Genomic DNA, 17,139 nt, shown 5'->3' on the forward strand with positions numbered 1-17,139 from the left:
CGCGATCTGAAAAAGTTCAGTCGCCGGTACTTGGCACAAGATGGGCGCTCACCTCTCGTCGAGCGTTCCGCGCGTGACGCGATAGTGGCGGAGCGGGCCCGGCATGTTCGCGAACAGGCCCGGCTCGGTACCCGTCATCCACACCTGTCCCCGCCCTGCAAGCCGATCGAACAGCGCCGCACGGCGCGAAGGATCAAGATGGGCGGCGACCTCATCGAGCAGCAGGATCGGCGCGCGCTGCGTCCGCGCCGCGACCAGTTCGGCATGGGCAAGGACGATGGCGAGCAGCAGCGCCTTTTGCTCTCCGGTCGAGCAGAGATGCGCCGGCTGTCGTTTGGACAGGTGCGTAACCGCGAGGTCCTGACGATGCGGCCCGACCAATGTGCGCCCCGCAGCGGCATCGCGCGCCCGGCCCGAGCGCAGGCGGGCCGCGAGGTCGCTGGCGTCGTCGCCCTCGATTGCCAGACCGGCGCGTGCGAACGGGCCTTCGGGCTGTCCGGCAAGGGCTTCGGCAAGCTGCGCCACGGTGTCGCGGCGCGCGGTGTCGATCGCTGCGCCATGTTCGGCCATGCGGGCTTCAAGCGCGGTGAGCCAATCGGGATCGGCGGGTTCCTCCGCGCCGAGCAACCGGTTACGCTCGCGCATCGCGGCTTCGTAGCGCGCGCTGTGATGCGCGTGGCCGGGTGTGAGCGCGAGCGCCAGTCGATCGAGGAAGCGTCGCCGCTCGCTCGCGGGCTCGGCGAACAGCCGGTCCATCGCGGGGGTGAGCCACAGCACGGTCAGCCATTCGCCGAGCGAGGTCGCAGCGGCGGTGGCGCCGTTGACCCGCACGATTCGCCGTTCCGGCGCTGTGGCCTGCGTGCCGGTGCCGATCTCGATCTCACCATCTAGTTGGGCCGCCACCCCGAACCCGCCATTTCCGCCCTGCCGCGCCATCTCGGTCAGCGGTGCGCGGCGCAGCCCGCGGCCAGGGGCGAGCAGCGAGACTGCCTCCAGCACATTGGTCTTCCCCGCGCCATTGTCCCCCGCCAGCACAACGAAGCCCGGCCCGGGGGTCAGGATCGTGTCGCGATGATTGCGGAAGTCGGTCAGGACAAGGCGGGTGAGGGCCATCGCTGCGCCTTAGCGGTCCCGCTCGCCGCGCGATAGCGCCTGCGGGGGAGGCGCTAGATCCCGATCAGACCCTTGTCGCGCAATTCGGCTTGTGCCGCGCGGTACAGCGCCGGGTCGCCGATGTTCAGCCGCGCACGAACGGCATCGAGCGGTTCGGCGAGCAACAGTTCATAATCCTCGCCCGACAGCCAGCGTGCGGCCTTGCCGTGGCGATAGCCTTCGCGCACCGCCTTGGCGAAGCTGCGCGATCCGGTGACGCGCAAGCTCTTGAGCGCCGCTCCGACCGCGATGAATGCCCAGCCGAGGCCGCCGGTCTGCGCGTAGGAAAAGGCGACAAGGCAAGCCTCGCCAAGCGGCTCGTCGGCCTGGTAGTCGGTGATCACGTGCCAGATATCGTGGACGTCGCGCTCACGCCGGCCATACCAAGCGTGCGGATGTTCGATCCCGCGCTCGACATCAGCATCGGCATAGCTGACATCGGCCAGCCCCTGCGCTGAATAGCCGGTGCGGTCGAGGAAGGCGCGATAGGCCGCGCCGACGCTGCCTGCGGGCAGCGACTCGAGCCATGCGTGGTCGGAGAATTTCTCGGCGAGTTCGGTCCGGCGGTAGGCGATCCGCCCGCCTTCGGGGGTGGTGAGCAGCCTGCGGTAGTTGCGCGCCAGCGTGTCGCCGTTCAGCGCGCGCATGATGCGGAACACCTGCACGGTATCATCGCCATTGGCGAGCAGGCGGCGCAGCGCGGCCAGCGCGGTCCCCCATTCGCGCCTGCGGGGTTTGCTCCAGTCGATTGCTTGCGTCGCCATAGACCGTCCTTACTGACAATCGTGTCAATAAGTGATTACCGGCCGCAGTGCAAGCATGACAAGACCTCTTGACAGGCCGTTCGCCGTTATGACAAGAACTCTTGTCATATGGACAAGACCTCTGGACAGAAGTTGTGAACAATCGGCTCAAGGTCCTGCGTGCCGAGGCGGACTTGAGTCAGGGTGACCTTGCCCGGCTGCTCGGCGTCTCGCGTCAGACTATCAATGCGGTCGAGACCGACAAATATGACCCCAGCCTGCCGCTGGCGTTGCGGATGGCGAAAATCTTTGGAGTGGCAGTCGATGAAATCTTCCTCGATGACTGGATCGCACCCGCCCGTGACTGAGCCGTTGAGCCGCGAGAAGAGGTGGACCCGGCATCTGATCGAAGCGACGATCGGCGCAGTGTTCGGCGCGGCGATGGGCTTTGGCGGCGCTTATTTCGTCATGGAAACGGGTGTCGAGCGTTGGACGGTTGCCGAGTTCGCGTCGCTCGCCATCGCGTTGATGTTGTTGGTGCTGGGCGGGTTTATGGCGTTCATGACCGGCAACATCGATCGCTACCGAAAGATCGTCGCCTATCGGCAGCCGGGGACCGAGCCAGCCGACGCCGAGTCGCTGCCCTGGCTGCGGCGGCAGGCCTATGTGCTGATGCTCGCTGGCCCGCTCCTCGCTGCGCCCCCGGTGGTCGTGCATCTTGGCCTGACCGACAGCGCGCGGATGCTGGCCGCGGTGGTGATCTTGCTGGTGCTTGCGTTCCAGACCTGGCTCAACTGGCGTGTGTTTCGCGAAAGCGACGAGATGGTTCGCCAGGTTTCGATGATCGCGGGCGCGTGGTGCTTCTTTGGCTTGCAGCTGGCGCTGTTCGTTTGGGCAGTGCTCGCCAAGCTCGTGCTTGTCGCCGATATCGACAGCTGGACGATGGTGACCGTGCTGATGGGGACCTATCTTGTCGCCTCGGCAGTCATCGGCACGCGTCGCGGGCTTGGCGAATTATAGGAATGGGTGCCGCCACAGCGGCACCAAATCCTTACACCCGCATCGGCATCAGCACGTAGAGCGCGGGCGACTTATCATTCTCACGAATCAGCGTCGGCGCAGCGGCGTCGGCGAGGTGGACTTCGACCAGATCGCTTTCGATCTGGCCGAGAATGTCCATCAGATAGCGCGAGTTGAACCCGATCTCGAACGGCTGTGCGGCATATTCGCCCGGCACGTCCTCGGCCGCGGTGCCATTGTCGGGGCTGGTGACCGACAAGGTGATCCGGTCGCGGTCGAGCGCCATCTTCACCGCGCGGGTCTTTTCCGTCGCGATGGTCGAGACGCGGTCCACGCCCTGCATGAAGCTCTTGGGGTCGATCTTCAGGATCTTGTCGTTCCCGGTCGGGATGACGCGGCTGTAATCGGGGAAGGTGCCGTCGATCAGCTTCGAGGTCAGGATCGCTGCGCCAAGGTCGAAACGAATCTTCGATCCCGACAGTGACACGCCGACCGATCCGTCGACCTCGTCGAGCAGCTTGCGCAGCTCGGCCACGCATTTACGCGGCACGATCACGTCGGGCATCGCTTCGGCGCCTTCGGGACGCGGCACGGTGACACGGGCGAGGCGGTGGCCGTCGGTCGCGGCAGCCTTCAGCATGTCGTCGGCGACGTGTAGGAAGATGCCGTTGAGATAATAGCGCGTCTCTTCGGTCGAGATCGCGAATCGGGTCTTGTCGATGATCTGCTTGAGCGTTTCGGCCGGCAGCTCGAACACGGTGGGCAGTTCGCCCTCCGCAATCACCGGGAAATCGTCGCGCGGCAGCGTGCCGAGCTCAAACTTCGCGCGGCCGGCATTGACCTTGATCTTACCGTCGGCCGCGGTCAGCTCGACCTGCGACCCTTCGGGCAGCTTGCGTGCGATGTCGAACAGCGTGTGCGCAGGCACGGTGATCGCGCCTGCCTGATCCACCGCTGCCGGCACCGTTTCGTCGATCTGCAGGTCGAGATCGGTCGCCATCAGGCGCAGCGATCCGTCCAGCGATGCCTCGATTAGCACGTTGGACAGGATGGGGATGGTATTGCGCCGCTCGACCACCGACTGGACGTGGCTGAGGCCCCGAAGGAGCGTGGCGCGTTCGATCGTCGCTTTCATGTGTATTCCAAACCCCCGGGCGGACGCCCATAATCAACTGACGGCGCCCGAATTGCCGTCGGAAGTTCGAGATATCCTTAACGTGAAAAAGGGCTGGAGCAAGCCGCTCCAGCCCTTCCCCGCATTCATTTGTGGACGGCAGTCCGCTCAGAAGCGGAAGCCGACGCCAACTGCGACCTGATGACGGTCCGTGTCGATGTCGAAATCCTCGGTGATCGCGCCGTTGCGATACTCGAAATTCGCGTTGGAATAGTTCGAGTAGCGATACTCGAGCTTGGCGTAGCTGTTGGTGCCGATCGCCTTCTCAACGCCTGCACCGATGCGCCAGCCGTCCAGCTCGAAATTTTCGCGCAGTTCGGTCGTGCCGTCGGTCGCGAGCACGTTCAGGCGGGCATTGCTATAGCCGCCCTTGGCGTAGACCAGCGTGGTCGGCGAAGCGAGGACACCGGCGCGCACGCCGACATAGATGTCACGGCCGGCACCGACTTCACCAAAGCCGAAGAAGTTGGGATCGGTCGAACGCGACTCGACCTTGCCGGTCGAATCCGACAGCTCGGCCTCAACGCCGACCACTGCGCCGCCGACGCCGATGTCGTAACCCAGCTCGACGCCATAGAGGAAGCCGTCGACATTCTGGTCGTCGCCATCGATGTCGCTGTCTTCGCTGCTGCCCGGGCGCAGGATGTCGTAGCCGCCGACGACGCCGGCGCGGAAGCCGGTGAAGGTCGGATCGGTGTCCTGGGCGAAGGCCGGGGTGGCGATCATGGTCGATGCGGCCAGCGCGGCTGCAATTGCGATACGCATACTGAAACTCCTTAACTCAACCCATTCACGGGTCGGGGGCTCTAATGACGCTGCGCCGCACAAGTTGCATGAACGCTGGATAAACACGGAAAACCGTTGCTTTTGTGCCACAGGGCACTCAATCAGTCTGGCGATGCGCAAGGGACGGGATTTCATCGCGCGACATGGCGAGACGGTGTTCAACGCCGCACGCCGGTTGCAGGGCGAACATTTGCACACGCCGCTGACCCGCGCCGGCTTCGCGCAGGCGGACGAGATGGGGCAGGCGCTGGCGGCGCTGCTCGGTCGGGCGCCGGCGCTGACGCTGTGGGCATCCGATACCGGGCGTGCGCTGCAGACGCTGGCGGTGATCGCCGAACATCTGGAACTCGACTGGCACGCAGCGCGGCATGATCCGCGGCTGACGGAGATCGGCATGGGCAGCTGGGGCGGGCGCTATTATGCCGAGCTGGTCGCGGGTGAGCTGCCGGTCATTGCCGCGACCGGCCTGCTCCATCCGGCGCCCGGCGGTGAAACCTATCCGGAGATCGCCGCGCGCGTTTCTGCCTGGCTCGCCGACACGCATGACGATCCGGGCGACCGGCTGATCATCATGCATGGCATCTCCAGCCGCGTGCTGCGCGGCGTGATGACGGGACGGGACGTGCATCCCGAGTTCGCGGCGCCGATCTCGCTCGGACTGCCGCAAGGATCGGTGGTCATGATCGAGGGCGGCGAAGAGACGGTGGTCCACCTGGGCAGCGGACGGGCGCCGACATGATCGCGCTCCTTCTCGCCACGGCCCTTGTTGCGCAGGGGCAAGGGCGCGAGTCGCTGGGCGTGTTCGATAGCTGGGGAGCGTTTCGTGACGCTGCGCCCGCCCGCTGCTACGCAATCGGGCAGCCGGTGCGCGGCGGGGCAGGTGCGTTTGCCAGCATCGCCAACTGGCCCCGTTCGCAGGCGCGCAACCAGGTCCATGTCCGGCTTAGCCGCGCGCGTGACCCGCGCGCCAAGGTGACGCTGGCAATTGGCGAGCGCCGGTTCGAGCTGATCGCCGGGGCGAGCGACGCGTGGGCGCCGGATGCTCGCACCGACCGGGCGATCGTCGCGGCGATTCGGTCGAGCCGTTCGATGAGTGTCGAGAGCGTCGCGCGCGGCGGCGGCGCCTTTGCCGATGTCTATGCGCTCAAGGGCGCGGCAACCGCGATCGACGCGGCGGCAATGGGCTGCGCGCGGCGTTAACCGGGCGCAGCCGCTGCCATTTTACTGCTGCCCGCCGGGAGTTGGGCTGGCGGCCGGTGCGGGGACGGCTGCCTGCGGCCCATCGCGCACTGCGATGATTGCGGCCTGAACCTTGTCCTTCACCGCCGGGTCGGTTTGAGCCAGCGTCGCGATCTGGTTGAAGCGACCGGTGTCGAGGCCAGCGCCGGTAACTGCCTCCGTCATCTTTGCGGTCTTGTCGGCGGCGGGAATCGACGCGTCCTTGGTCACTGCATCAGCGGCGAGCGCTGCCCGGGCGAATTTGGTCACTTCCTCGTCGGTCACTGGCGCCGGGGCTGCGGTCTGGGCCTGGGGGGCGGGGGCAGCCGGCGGCGTCGTCTGCGCGATGGCGGGGGTGCCGAACAGAACGCCGGCGGCTAGCGCTGCATGGGTCAGGGTGATCAAGTTACTGCTCCAATTGGTTGCATTCAAAGGCGTCAAAGGACGCGCACGCGCCAAGGTTCCCGACGGGAGACCGCAATCGCAACCCTTCCTCGGTAAGCCGTTGCTGCCCCGGGATGGGCGGGGCATGGAAATGCGCCCTCGCTTTCGCTATATGCGCGCAATGCAATCAGTCTCGACTCCCCTGATGTCCATCGCCGGGCACATCGATCCCGTGCCCGTTCCGCGCAGTCTGAAGCCGCGCGCCGATGGCCGCATCGACCTGCTCGGCCTGTCCAAGGCGGACCTGCGCATGGCGCTGGAGACGTCACAGCTCGAGCCGAAACAGGCCAAGTTGCGCGCAAAGCAGCTGTGGCACTGGATTTATAATCGCGGTGTTACCGACTTCAGCCTGATGACCGACATCTCGAAGACGATGCAGCCCTGGCTGGCGCAGCGCTTCGTTATTTCGCGCCCGGCGGTGATCGAGGCACAGGTGTCGACCGACGGCACGCGCAAATGGCTGCTGCGGTCGGATGACGGGCAGGATTACGAGATGGTGTTCATCCCCGACGCGGATCGGGGAACGTTATGCGTGTCGAGCCAGGTCGGCTGCACGCTCAATTGCCGTTTCTGCCACACGGGCACGATGCGCCTCGTCCGCAACCTCGAGCCCGGCGAGATCGTCGGACAGGTGATGCTGGCGCGTGACGCGCTGGGCGAATGGCCGAGCCAGCCCGAGGGGCGGATGCTGACCAACATCGTGATGATGGGGATGGGCGAGCCGCTCTATAATTTCGACAATGTGCGCGATTCGCTGAAGATCGTGATGGACGGCGACGGTATCGCGTTGAGCAAGCGCCGCATCACCCTGTCGACCAGCGGCGTTGTGCCGATGATGGCGCGGGCCGGTGAGGAGATCGGGGTCAACCTCGCCGTCTCGCTCCACGCGGTGACCAAGGAAGTGCGCGACGAAATCGTGCCGCTCAACCGCAAGTTCGGGATCGAGGAACTGTTGCAGGCGTGCGCCGACTATCCCGGCGCGAACAATGCCCGCCGCATCACGTTCGAATATGTGATGCTGAAGGACAAGAACGACAGCGACGCCGATGCGCGCGAACTGGTGCGGCTGATCAAGCACTATAAGCTGCCCGCCAAGGTCAATTTGATCCCGTTCAACCCGTGGCCCGGCGCGCCTTATGAATGCTCGACGCCCGAGCGGATCCGCGCGTTTCAGGAGATCGTGTTCGGTGCGGGCATCTCTGCCCCGGCGCGCACCCCGCGCGGGCGCGATATCGACGCGGCGTGCGGCCAGCTCAAGACCGCGAGCGAGAAGAAGAGCCGCGCCGAGCTCGACCGGCTGGCGGACGAGAAACAAGCCGCGCTGGGTTAGTCATTTATGCAGCTGTTGCTGATGTGCAACAGGTTGATCATGTCGTTGCAAAAATGAACCGTGTTACTCTTGTAACTCACGCACTGCATCCCTAGTTACGGTGTCGCAACATCGTGTTGCGGAACCAAAAACAACATCCTGCTTGGGGAATTTTGTATGCGTAAGATTGCTATTCTTGCGGCGCTTGCTGCCGCCACCGTCGCCGCGCCCGCGTTCGCTCAGGACGCTGCACCGGGCGAAGCCCGCGTCGAAGTCCGTGGCGGCATCGCATGGGCCGAAGGCGCTGAAGAAGCATTTGCTGGCGTCGCAGTCGGCTATGACTTCGACCTGGGCGACACCGCGTTCATCGGCGTCGAAGCTGCGGCCGACAAGGTCCTTGCTGAAGATACCGACGTGTTCTGGACCATCGGTGGTCGCGTTGGCGCCAAGGTTGGCGACGCTGGCCGCGCCTATGTGCTCGGCGGGTACGGCTTCGCCGACGGCGACGACGGCGCGTTCGCCGGTGCCGGCTACCAGCACAACCTGGGCGAGAAGGTCTACGCCAAGGTCGAGTATCGCCGCACCCTGGTCGAAGGTCCGGACGTGAACTTCGCGGGCGTCGGCGTCGGCCTGCGCTTCTGATCGCTTCGATCGGAACGACAATCGGAAAGGGCGGGCCGAAAGGTCCGCCCTTTTTGTTTCACTCGAGTTCCGCGCCGCGCGCCACGGTCGCGGTGCGCCCACCGATCCAGACATGACCGTCGGAGTCGATCCGCGCTTCGACGCGTCCGTCGCATCCGGTCATGCGGCCCTGCGCAGCGGTGTAGCTGCCCGTCGCCAGCCCCGCACCGAACAGATATTGCGCGGTCGCGGCGTTGAGGCTGCCGGTCACCGGGTCCTCGACCAGCCGACCATTGCCGTCGGTGAAGAAGGCGCGCAGCTCGAACGGGGTTTCGCTCCCCTCAGGATGCGGGCCGACCAGCCCGATATCGGTGCCCGCCGGCGCACGCGCGGGCGGGTCGACTGCGAGCACATCTGCCGCCGAGCGCAGCCGCAGCAGCTGCCATCCCGGCCCGTTATCGGCGTGCACCGCATCGACGATCGCGTCGGCGGGCACATTGGCAAGCCGCGCGGCTTCGGCGCGTTCGGCGTCGCTCAACGGTCCGGAGCGGGCCAGCGGCGGCGCGCGGAAGGACAGCATGTCGCTTGTCCGCGCGATCGGGACCAGTCCGACACCACATTGCTGGACGATCCGGCCGGGATCTCGCGGCACGCCGCCGGCCTCAAGCCAGGCATGGCAGGTGCCGAGCGTCGGGTGCCCGGCAAAGGGCAGTTCGCCCGCCGGGTAGAAGATACGCACCTGATAATCCGCCGCCGGATCGGTCGCGGGGATCAGGAAGGTCGTTTCCGAAAAGCCGAGCCAGCGGGTGAGCGCGAGCATCGCATCGGCATCCATCGCCGCCGCATCATGCACCACCGCCAGCGGATTGCCGGTGTTGGCATCCGCGCCGAAGACATCGACCAGATCCAGCTTCATGTTCGTCTCTCCCGATTTCCGCACGGGACTTGTGGCATCGTTTAGGGTGACGCAAGGGGAGGAGATGGACATCGCCGCACTTCTTATCGCCGCCGGAGCCGGGGTCATTGGCGGCGTGATGAACGGGCTGGCGGGCGGAGGGACCTTCGCGACGCTGCCCGCATTGATTGCGCTCGGCCTGCCCGCCAATATCGCCAATGCGACCTCCAACGTCGCGCTGCTGCCCGGCGCGGCGGCGAGCGCATGGGGGTTTCGCGACGAATTGGGGCCGGTGGCCGGGCTGTCGGTGCTGCTGCTCGCACTCATCACGTTTTTCGCGGGGCTCGGCGGCAGCCTGTTGCTGGTGCTGACGCCCAGCGACACGTTCGATGTCGTGATCCCGTGGCTGTTGTTGTTCGCCTTTGTCGTGATGGCGTTCGGGCGGAGCGCAGCCGACTGGCTGCATGCGCGGGTGACGATCGGGCGGCGCACGCTGATCGGCGCGCAGGGGTTGCTCGGCATTTACGGTGGCTATTTCGGCGGTGGCGTGGGGCTGATGACCACCGCGACCTATGGCCTGCTCGCCAATATCGAGCCGCGCGCGCTGTTCGCGATCCGCACGCTGATGCTCGCGGTCGCCAACCTTGCCGCGGCGTTCGTGTTCATCGGGTTCGCGATGGTCGAGTGGCGCGCATGCCTGCCGATGCTGGCGGGTGCGATCCTGGGTGGCTTCGGCGGCGCAGCGATCGGCAAGCGGTTGTCGCCGGGCGTCGTGCGCGCGTGGACATTGCTGGTGACGGCGGCAACGACGGTGATATTCTTCGTCCGTGCCTATGGATGATCCCGCGCCCCCGGAGGTGATTCGCCGCCACTCGCTGTCGACGCGGCTGTGGCATTGGGTGACCGCGGTCAGCGTCATCATCCTGCTCGGCAGCGGGCTGATGATCCTCAACGCGCACGGCCAGCTCTATTGGGGCGAATATGGCGCCAATTACGACCAGCCCTGGTTCAAGCTGATCTGGTTCTTCGACACCGCGCGTGTTCCGGGGTGGCTGACTATCCCGTCGACCTACAACCTTGCGATGGCGCGGCGGTGGCATCTGTTTTTCGCGCTGGTGCTGGCCTTTGCGCTGCTGGCGTACATGATCGTCAGCCTGCTCAACCGGCATTTTCAGCGCGACCTGCGTATCGCGCGAAGCGAATTGTCGCGCGGGCATTTGATCGCCGATTTCAAGTCGCACCTCGCGCTGCGGTTCCACGATCCCGAGAATCCGCGCGCGTATAATATCTTCCAGAAGCTCAGTTACGCGGGCGTGATCTTCGTGCTGCTGCCGCTGGTGATCTTCACCGGGCTTGCCATGTCGCCGGGGATGAATGCGGCGTGGCCGTGGCTGCTCGACATCTTTGGCGGGCGGCAGAGCGCGCGGTCGATCCATTTCATCGTCACGATGCTGCTGGTGCTGTTCATCATCGTCCATCTCGCGCTGGTGATCCTGGCCGGGCCGTTGGACGAAGTACGCTCGATGCTGACCGGTAAATGGCGCGTGCCGCGCGAGGAGGACGCATGACGCTGATCACCCGCCGCAATCTGATCGTCGCGGGCGCGGGCGGGCTGCTCGCCGGATGCGACAGCGTCGGCAAAAGTGAGGCCGGGCGCGACATTTTGTTCAAGGCGGAGGCGGTGCATCGCAGCCTGCAGCGCGTCATTACGAACCGCAATGCGCTGGCCCGCGAGTTCTCGCCCGAGGACATGTCGCCGCGTTTCCGGTCGAACGGCACGCGCAACCCGAATACCGATGCCTATCGCGCACTTGCGGAGAACCGCTTCGCCGACTGGCGGCTGCGCGTCGACGGGCTGGTCGCGCGCCCGCTCAGCCTGTCGCTCGCCGATCTGCGTGCGATGCCGCAGCGGGCGCAGATCACGCGCCATGATTGCGTCGAAGGGTGGAGCGCGATCGGCAAGTGGCAGGGGCCGAAGCTGTCGGCGATCCTTGATGCCGCCGGGCTGCGCGACAGTGCGCGCTATCTGGTCTTCCATTGCGCCGACAGTTTGCGCGGAGGTGCCTATTATGAATCGGTTGATCTGATCGATGCCTTTCATCCGCAGACGATCATGGCCTGGGCGATGAACGACCGCATCCTGCCGATCGCGCATGGCGCGCCGGTGCGGCTGCGGGTCGAGCGGCAGCTTGGCTACAAGCATGCCAAATATGTCATGCGGGTCGAGGCGGTCGCCTCGCTCGACGGGATCGGGCGCGGCAAGGGCGGTTATTGGGAAGATGTCGCCGATTACGAATGGTATGCGGGGATTTAGCGCGGTTTTCTGCCGCCTTCGCACTTGCGAAACAAAGTCCAGCCGCTAGCTTGCCGCGCATGGCGCTGATCGATCATTTCTTCACCCGCGCCGTGAAGCGCGGCGAACTCACCGTTATCCATGCGGACGGCAGTGCGCGCAGTTTCGGGGCGGCCGATCCCAGCCTTGCTCCTGTGACGATCCGCTTCACCGACCCGTCGGTTGCGCGGCGCATCCTGACCGATCCGGCGCTCGGCGCGGCGGAGTGTTTCATGGACGGGCGGCTGGTGATCGAGACCGGCGATATTCTGGCGCTGCTGCGCCTCGTCACCGCGAATAACCGGTGGGAGGACAAGACCGGCAATCTCGATATCGGTCCGGTGAAGCGTGGGTTCGACAATGTCCGCTTCCGGCTCGACCGCATCAACATGGCGCGGCGGTCCAAGCGCAACGTCGCGCATCATTACGACCTGTCGGCGAAGCTCTACGACCTGTTTCTGGACGCCGACCGGCAATATTCGATGGCCTATTTCACCGATCCGGCGAATGGCCTCGAGCAGGCGCAGGCGGACAAGAAGGCGCATATCGCCGCCAAGCTGGCGCTGAAGCCCGGGATGACGGTGCTTGATATCGGCTGTGGCTGGGGCGGGATGGCGCTGTATCTGCACGAAACGACCGGAGCCGAGGTGCTTGGCGTGACGCTGAGCGAGGAGCAGCTCAAGATCGCGCGGGCGCGGGCCGAGGCGGCGGGCGTGGCGGGCAAGGTGCGGTTCGAGCTGATCGATTATCGCCATGTCACCGGTCAGTTCGACCGGATCGTGTCGGTCGGCATGTTCGAGCATGTCGGCCCGGCGCATTACCGCACCTTCTTTGCCAAGTGCCGCGAACTGCTGACGCCCGAGGGGGTGATGCTGCTCCACACGATCGGCCGTGCGGGCGGGCCGGGGGTGACCGATGCGTTTACCGCCAAGTATATCTTCCCCGGCGGCTATATCCCGGCGCTGTCGGAGATTCTGCGCGGGCATGAGGAGCTGCGCTTCTTTCTCACCGATGTCGAGGTGCTGCGGCTGCATTACGGCCACACGCTTCAGCATTGGTACGACCGCGCGATGGCGGCGCGTCAACAGATCGTCGCGCTCTATGACGAGCGGTTCTTCGCAATGTGGACCTATTATCTCGCCGGGTCGCTGGTGAGTTTCGAGAATGGCGGGCTGGTCAATTACCAGCTCCAGTATAGCCGATCGCGCACGGCGCTGCCGATCACGCGGGATTATATGGCGGTGGATGAGGCGCGGCTGCGCGGCTGATCGGTGCGACGTTCAGCCCGCCGGTTGCGACGCCGGTGCCAGCGGCGATGACCGCCGGGCGGCGCTCCGCTGGTCCCACCAAGTCACGATCCGCACGCGCATCGGCCGTTCGAACCAAAGATGCGCCGCAATGCTCGCCGCGATGGTGACCGCAAGATAGCCGAAATAAGCGCCGGGCAGACCGGAGACGCCCAGCGCGTCGTAGAAGATCGAAAAGGGGGCGTGGAGCAGGTAGAGGGCATAGCTGGCCTCGCCGAGCAGAACCGCAGTGCGATGCTGCGTAAACCGCGCGAGCGGCCCTGACGCGCTGGCGAGCACCGCGATCAGCAGGGCAAAGCCGGGGAGCAGCAGCACCTCCGCGATCCGGCCGTCAAGATCGTGGATCGACAGCGCAACCGCGCCGATGCTGACGAGCGCGGGCAGCGCCAGTAGCGCGGGCGTCGTGACCAGCCGGCCGTCGCGAACGATCAGCTGGGTCAGGAACATGCCGAGCATGAATTCGGGCAGCCGCAATGCCGGATTGCGCCACAGATCGCCAACGCCGTAGGGGGTGTGGTCGTCCAGCAGGATCCCGGTGGCGACCAGCACGCCCCATAGCGCGACCATTGCCGCCACGATTGCGCCAATCGCGCGCACCCGCGCAACCAGCGGCAGCAGCAGCGGGAAGCCGAGATAGAAGAACAATTCGGTCGATACCGACCAGCTGGGATAGTTGAGCGCGCCGATCGGCGGATACCAGGACTGGAGCAGCGACAATTGCGCGGCGAGGGTGACGCCCGAATAGCCGGCACCGACGACCAGCCCGTATTTGGCGATGCGGAACAGCGCGAGGCGGGGCAGGTCGATCAACAGCGAGAGCGCGAACATCGGGTAGATGCGGGCAATGCGGGCGACCAGGAAGCGGGTGATCGCCGCGCGACTGTCAAACCGCCGGTAGACGAACATCAGGATGAAGCCCGACAGCATGAAGAACAGCGTCACCGCGCTGTAGCCAAGCTTGGTGAGGTCGATTGCGAACCCGGTGCGTCCGGCCTGTGGCATCGTATGATAGAGCACGACCCAGAAAGCGGCGACGAAGCGCAGGCTGGTCAGAGACTCAAGTTTAACGCGCCCGACCATTTCATCCCCCGCCAGTCGATGGACGCTATAGAAAGGTCACCGATGGCAAGCAATTCGTTGTGGCGTCGTCCTTATTCGCCGCCGGCCGGATCCGGCGCGGTACCCAGATGGCGGTCCAGTTCCGCTGGCGTCACCCTGCCGTCGCCATCCTTGTCCGCCGCAGCGAACCACGTATCGGCCCTCGCCCAGTCGGTCCGCGGTGCGCGCACTGCGGGACGCGGCGCGCTTGCCTTTTTCGACTGGCGCGATGCGGCATAGGTCGCCTCCGCGCTTGCCTCGAAATCGAAGCGCGCCCGCACCTCATCGCGCTCGATCGAGCCGTCTTCGTTGAGGTCGAGGTCGGCGAAGCGCTCGGCGGCGCGGCGTTCGGCCTCCGCCTTGGGCAGCGGGCCGGGCGCTACATGCACCGGCTGCGCCTGAAGCATGAGCAGCGCGAGGGCGGCAATCATGGACGCGGCCCGGTCCGCCGCTCAAGCGCCGCGAGGCGACGCCCGGTCGCGATCGTCTGGCCGAGGAACAGCAGGATCAGAATCGCGCCGATCCCGCCAACGAACAGATCGAAGCCGGAGATGAAGCCGAACAGCCCGCGATCCGGCCCCAGCACCCACATCATTACCGTCATGCCCATCAGCATCAGCCGCAGCTCGGTCGGCCCGGCGGCGAGATAGGACAGGCGCAATTCGCCCACCACGCGTGCGGAGAGGAAGGTGTGGATCGACATGAGCAGATAGCCTGCCAGCGCGATCATCGCGACGTCCATCGTCACGAACGGGCTGAGCCCGATGCCCGCGACGATCAGCAGGTTCGCCAACCCGTCACAGCTATGGTCGATGAAATAGCCATAAGACGGTCGCTCGATCCGCCGCCAGCGCGCGAGGCTGCCGTCGAGCGAGTCGCCGAACCATTGCACCGCATAGCCCGCCAGCGTCAGCGCAAGCCAGTTGATGCCCCAATTGCTCGCGACATAGCCTGCGAACACCATCACCGCGCCGACCATTCCGGTCAGCGTCAGCACATCCGGCGTGATCGCGGCCGGCATGTGCGCGCAAAGCCAGTTCAGGATGCGCCGTTCACCGGCTGCCAGCCAATTCTGCTGAATCCGGTCGAGCGCGGGGGGCTCCTGTCTTAGATCTGTCATAGTTCCCTATCCTCCATGCGGGGACCGGGGGCAATGCTGTGAATTGACGAGGTGATGTAAGGGCGCGCCGGACCGGGGGGCCCGTACGGCTCAGGCCGGCGGGTATCTGGTGTTCATATCGGCCAGCGCGTCGCGGGCGATTTCCTCGAGCACGGCCATGTCCACATCGGCCAGCTTGTTGATGTAAAGGCAGGATTTGCCCGTCTTGTGCTTGCCCAGCCGTGCGAGTTTCTCCGCTTCCTCGGGCGTGTCGCTCAACACATAGAGGACCAGTTGCGCCTTGCGCGGCGAAAAGCCGAGGCGGCACATGTCGCCTTCGTGCCCGCTGTCATAGCGGTAATGATAGCTGCCAAAACCGATGATCGACGCGCCCCACATCCTTGGCGATTCGCCGGTGACGCGCTCGAGCATGGCGCAGACCGTCTGTGCATCCACGCGGCGGACGGGATTTTCGACCGCGTCGATAAAGGCGGCGACATCGGCGGGCGTGGGCTTGGTCTTCACATCGGCCACGGCATGACCTCGCTGGATTTTCGGCCAGTCTAGCCGCAAGGGGCGGCGATGCAATCGGCCCCGCCCACCCGCCGCTCGATCCTGGCGCAGGCCTGGCCGATCATGCTCGGCCAGACGACGGTGCCGCTGGTCGGGCTGGTCGATACCGCCGTGATCGGGTGGACCGGGGACGCTGCGGCGCTGGCCGGGGTCGCGCTGGGGACGGCGATCATCAGTTTCATCTTCTGGGCGTTCGGGTTCCTGCGCATGGGGATGACCGGGCTAACCGCGCAGGCGCATGGGCGCGGCGCGCGGGACGAGGTGCACGGGTTGTTGGTGCGCGGGGTCGCTGCGGGGCTGGGGATTGGCGTGGTGCTGGTGGCGCTGCAGATTATCCTCGTACCTGCTGCCTTCGCCTTGCTTGCGGGTGGCGGCGCGCTCGATGCGGCGGCGCGGGAGTTCGTGACGGCGCGATTTCTGGGCGCGCCCGCCGCGCTGGGGTTTTACGCGATCAATGGCTGGCTGTTCGGCCTTGGCCGCACGCGTGAGACGCTGGCGCTGCAGATCCTGGTCAACCTCGTCAACGCCGTGCTCGACCTGGTGTTCGTGTGGCAGTTCGGCATGGGTGCGCGCGGCGTGGGACTTGGCACCGCGATTGCCGAATGGGTCGGGCTGATCGCGGGGATCGTGCTGGTCGTGCGGATCGCGGGGCCGCGCGCCTTGCTGGGGCAGCGCGCCGGGTTCTTGAACGGCGCGGCGTGGCGGCTGCTGTTTGCGGTCAATGCCGACATCATGGTGCGCACGATCGCGCTGTTGACGCTGTTTCTGTGGCTAGCCAATGCCGGGGCGCGGCTGGGGACGGTGCAGCTCGCCGCGAACCATGTGCTGATGCAGCTGGTCAGCATCTTTGCCTTCGTCCTCGACGGCTTCGCCTTCACCGCCGAGTCGCGCGTGGGGCAGGCGGTGGGACGCGGATCGCGGGGCGAGCTCAAGCGCGCGATCCGGCTGACCGGCGAGTTCTCGCTCGGCTTTGGGCTGCTCGCGACGCTTGCAGCATTGGTGTTCGGCGGCGCGCTGATCGACCTGCTCACGACCAACGAAGCAGTGCGACAGGCGGCGCGGGCGGTGCTGCCGCTCGCCGCACTGGCCGCGATCGTCGGGGTTCCGGCCTGGCTGCTCGACGGCGTGTTCATCGGCGCGACGCAGGGGCGGGCGCTGCGCAATGCCGCGATTCTGGCGACGGCGCTGTACATCGCGACCGACCTGTTGCTGCGGCCGCTTGGTGCTACCGGGCTGTGGCTGGCGCTGCTGGCGAGCTATGGTTTCCGCGCCGGGCTGCTCGCCATCCATTTGCCCCGACTGTTCGCTACGGTTGCGGAAGCGCCGCCACGGTCCTAGAGGCGCAGCCGTCCTTTTTCTGGAGCGTTC

Annotated in this window: 21 protein-coding genes; 11 read left to right on the forward strand and 10 right to left on the reverse strand. The window is 65.8% G+C overall.

The features are described from left to right. Nucleotides 1–48: 48 nt before the first annotated feature. Nucleotides 49–1,113, reverse strand: coding sequence for a DNA replication/repair protein RecF (gene recF / locus VGN66_RS10810; protein ID WP_327518823.1), 1,065 nt, complete (start codon nucleotides 1,111–1,113; stop codon nucleotides 49–51). A 53-nt stretch (nucleotides 1,114–1,166) separates the two neighbouring features. Then, nucleotides 1,167–1,916, reverse strand: a complete 750-nt coding sequence (locus tag VGN66_RS10815; RefSeq protein WP_327518824.1) for a Coq4 family protein — start codon at nucleotides 1,914–1,916, stop codon at nucleotides 1,167–1,169. A 134-nt stretch (nucleotides 1,917–2,050) separates the two neighbouring features. Between VGN66_RS10815 and VGN66_RS10820 the strand changes: the two genes are divergently transcribed. Together VGN66_RS10820 and VGN66_RS10825 are read left to right on the forward strand one after the other, a co-directional pair. Beyond that, entirely contained in the window at nucleotides 2,051–2,263 is a 213-nt protein-coding gene (locus tag VGN66_RS10820; RefSeq protein ID WP_327518825.1) for a helix-turn-helix transcriptional regulator, read from the forward strand. Further along, nucleotides 2,256–2,915: a hypothetical protein gene (locus VGN66_RS10825; protein WP_327518826.1), complete on the forward strand. Its 660-nt coding sequence runs from the start codon at nucleotides 2,256–2,258 to the stop codon at nucleotides 2,913–2,915. Before VGN66_RS10820 ends, VGN66_RS10825 begins: the two co-directional genes overlap by 8 nt. Nucleotides 2,916–2,946: 31 nt before the next feature. On the opposite strand, the gene dnaN is transcribed toward VGN66_RS10825, so the two are convergent. Both dnaN and VGN66_RS10835 read right to left on the reverse strand, forming a co-directional pair. Next, nucleotides 2,947–4,050: a DNA polymerase III subunit beta gene (dnaN, locus tag VGN66_RS10830; protein ID WP_327518827.1), complete on the reverse strand. Its 1,104-nt coding sequence runs from the start codon at nucleotides 4,048–4,050 to the stop codon at nucleotides 2,947–2,949. Between the two features lie 147 nt (nucleotides 4,051–4,197). Beyond that, nucleotides 4,198–4,854: an outer membrane protein gene (locus VGN66_RS10835; protein ID WP_327518828.1), complete on the reverse strand. Its 657-nt coding sequence runs from the start codon at nucleotides 4,852–4,854 to the stop codon at nucleotides 4,198–4,200. A 133-nt stretch (nucleotides 4,855–4,987) separates the two neighbouring features. Between VGN66_RS10835 and VGN66_RS10840 the strand changes: the two genes are divergently transcribed. Both VGN66_RS10840 and VGN66_RS10845 read left to right on the forward strand, forming a co-directional pair. Further along, nucleotides 4,988–5,614, forward strand: a complete 627-nt coding sequence (locus VGN66_RS10840) for a histidine phosphatase family protein (protein ID WP_327518829.1) — start codon at nucleotides 4,988–4,990, stop codon at nucleotides 5,612–5,614. Further along, nucleotides 5,611–6,075 (forward strand): hypothetical protein, encoded by a 465-nt coding sequence (locus VGN66_RS10845; RefSeq protein ID WP_327518830.1) that lies wholly within the window; start codon nucleotides 5,611–5,613, stop codon nucleotides 6,073–6,075. Before VGN66_RS10840 ends, VGN66_RS10845 begins: the two co-directional genes overlap by 4 nt. A gap of 21 nt (nucleotides 6,076–6,096) precedes the next feature. On the opposite strand, the gene VGN66_RS10850 is transcribed toward VGN66_RS10845, so the two are convergent. Continuing rightward, nucleotides 6,097–6,498: a DUF4168 domain-containing protein gene (locus VGN66_RS10850; protein WP_327518831.1), complete on the reverse strand. Its 402-nt coding sequence runs from the start codon at nucleotides 6,496–6,498 to the stop codon at nucleotides 6,097–6,099. A gap of 184 nt (nucleotides 6,499–6,682) precedes the next feature. Between VGN66_RS10850 and rlmN the strand changes: the two genes are divergently transcribed. Both rlmN and VGN66_RS10860 read left to right on the forward strand, forming a co-directional pair. After that, complete coding sequence (gene rlmN, locus VGN66_RS10855) at nucleotides 6,683–7,867, forward strand: 23S rRNA (adenine(2503)-C(2))-methyltransferase RlmN (RefSeq protein ID WP_327518832.1); 1,185 nt, start codon at nucleotides 6,683–6,685, stop codon at nucleotides 7,865–7,867. A gap of 156 nt (nucleotides 7,868–8,023) precedes the next feature. After that, on the forward strand, nucleotides 8,024–8,488 hold the full coding sequence (locus VGN66_RS10860) for an outer membrane protein (protein WP_327518833.1): 465 nt from the start codon (nucleotides 8,024–8,026) through the stop codon (nucleotides 8,486–8,488). A gap of 58 nt (nucleotides 8,489–8,546) precedes the next feature. On the opposite strand, the gene VGN66_RS10865 is transcribed toward VGN66_RS10860, so the two are convergent. Beyond that, on the reverse strand, nucleotides 8,547–9,383 hold the full coding sequence (locus tag VGN66_RS10865) for a PhzF family phenazine biosynthesis protein (protein WP_327518834.1): 837 nt from the start codon (nucleotides 9,381–9,383) through the stop codon (nucleotides 8,547–8,549). A gap of 64 nt (nucleotides 9,384–9,447) precedes the next feature. Between VGN66_RS10865 and VGN66_RS10870 the strand changes: the two genes are divergently transcribed. The 4 genes from VGN66_RS10870 to VGN66_RS10885 are packed head-to-tail and all read left to right on the forward strand — an operon-like array spanning nucleotide 9,448 to nucleotide 12,962. Beyond that, nucleotides 9,448–10,203, forward strand: coding sequence for a sulfite exporter TauE/SafE family protein (locus VGN66_RS10870; RefSeq protein WP_327518836.1), 756 nt, complete (start codon nucleotides 9,448–9,450; stop codon nucleotides 10,201–10,203). Beyond that, nucleotides 10,196–10,930 carry a cytochrome b/b6 domain-containing protein gene (locus VGN66_RS10875; RefSeq protein ID WP_327518837.1) on the forward strand — a complete coding sequence of 245 codons (735 nt, stop codon included), beginning with the start codon at nucleotides 10,196–10,198 and terminating at the stop codon, nucleotides 10,928–10,930. Before VGN66_RS10870 ends, VGN66_RS10875 begins: the two co-directional genes overlap by 8 nt. Beyond that, nucleotides 10,927–11,676 (forward strand): molybdopterin-binding protein, encoded by a 750-nt coding sequence (locus VGN66_RS10880; RefSeq protein ID WP_327518838.1) that lies wholly within the window; start codon nucleotides 10,927–10,929, stop codon nucleotides 11,674–11,676. Before VGN66_RS10875 ends, VGN66_RS10880 begins: the two co-directional genes overlap by 4 nt. 59 nt (nucleotides 11,677–11,735) lie before the next feature. After that, nucleotides 11,736–12,962, forward strand: coding sequence for a cyclopropane-fatty-acyl-phospholipid synthase family protein (locus VGN66_RS10885; RefSeq protein ID WP_327518839.1), 1,227 nt, complete (start codon nucleotides 11,736–11,738; stop codon nucleotides 12,960–12,962). Between the two features lie 12 nt (nucleotides 12,963–12,974). Here the strand turns inward: VGN66_RS10885 and VGN66_RS10890 are convergent, their stop codons facing one another. The 4 genes from VGN66_RS10890 to VGN66_RS10905 all read right to left on the reverse strand — a co-directional run bounded on the left by VGN66_RS10890 (nucleotide 12,975) and on the right by VGN66_RS10905 (nucleotide 15,723). Beyond that, nucleotides 12,975–14,081 carry an acyltransferase gene (locus tag VGN66_RS10890; RefSeq protein ID WP_327518840.1) on the reverse strand — a complete coding sequence of 369 codons (1,107 nt, stop codon included), beginning with the start codon at nucleotides 14,079–14,081 and terminating at the stop codon, nucleotides 12,975–12,977. A 71-nt stretch (nucleotides 14,082–14,152) separates the two neighbouring features. Beyond that, complete coding sequence (locus VGN66_RS10895) at nucleotides 14,153–14,530, reverse strand: hypothetical protein (RefSeq protein ID WP_327518841.1); 378 nt, start codon at nucleotides 14,528–14,530, stop codon at nucleotides 14,153–14,155. Then, nucleotides 14,527–15,219, reverse strand: coding sequence for a CDP-alcohol phosphatidyltransferase family protein (locus tag VGN66_RS10900; RefSeq protein WP_327518842.1), 693 nt, complete (start codon nucleotides 15,217–15,219; stop codon nucleotides 14,527–14,529). The genes VGN66_RS10895 and VGN66_RS10900 overlap by 4 nt, the downstream gene beginning before the upstream one ends. 90 nt (nucleotides 15,220–15,309) lie before the next feature. Beyond that, complete coding sequence (locus VGN66_RS10905) at nucleotides 15,310–15,723, reverse strand: DUF1801 domain-containing protein (RefSeq protein WP_327518843.1); 414 nt, start codon at nucleotides 15,721–15,723, stop codon at nucleotides 15,310–15,312. A 57-nt stretch (nucleotides 15,724–15,780) separates the two neighbouring features. Between VGN66_RS10905 and VGN66_RS10910 the strand changes: the two genes are divergently transcribed. After that, nucleotides 15,781–17,109 carry an MATE family efflux transporter gene (locus tag VGN66_RS10910; RefSeq protein ID WP_327518844.1) on the forward strand — a complete coding sequence of 443 codons (1,329 nt, stop codon included), beginning with the start codon at nucleotides 15,781–15,783 and terminating at the stop codon, nucleotides 17,107–17,109. Nucleotides 17,110–17,139: the final 30 nt, after the last annotated feature.

The organism is Sphingomonas sp. (genome assembly GCF_035998645.1).
Lineage (GTDB): Bacteria > Pseudomonadota > Alphaproteobacteria > Sphingomonadales > Sphingomonadaceae > Sphingomonas.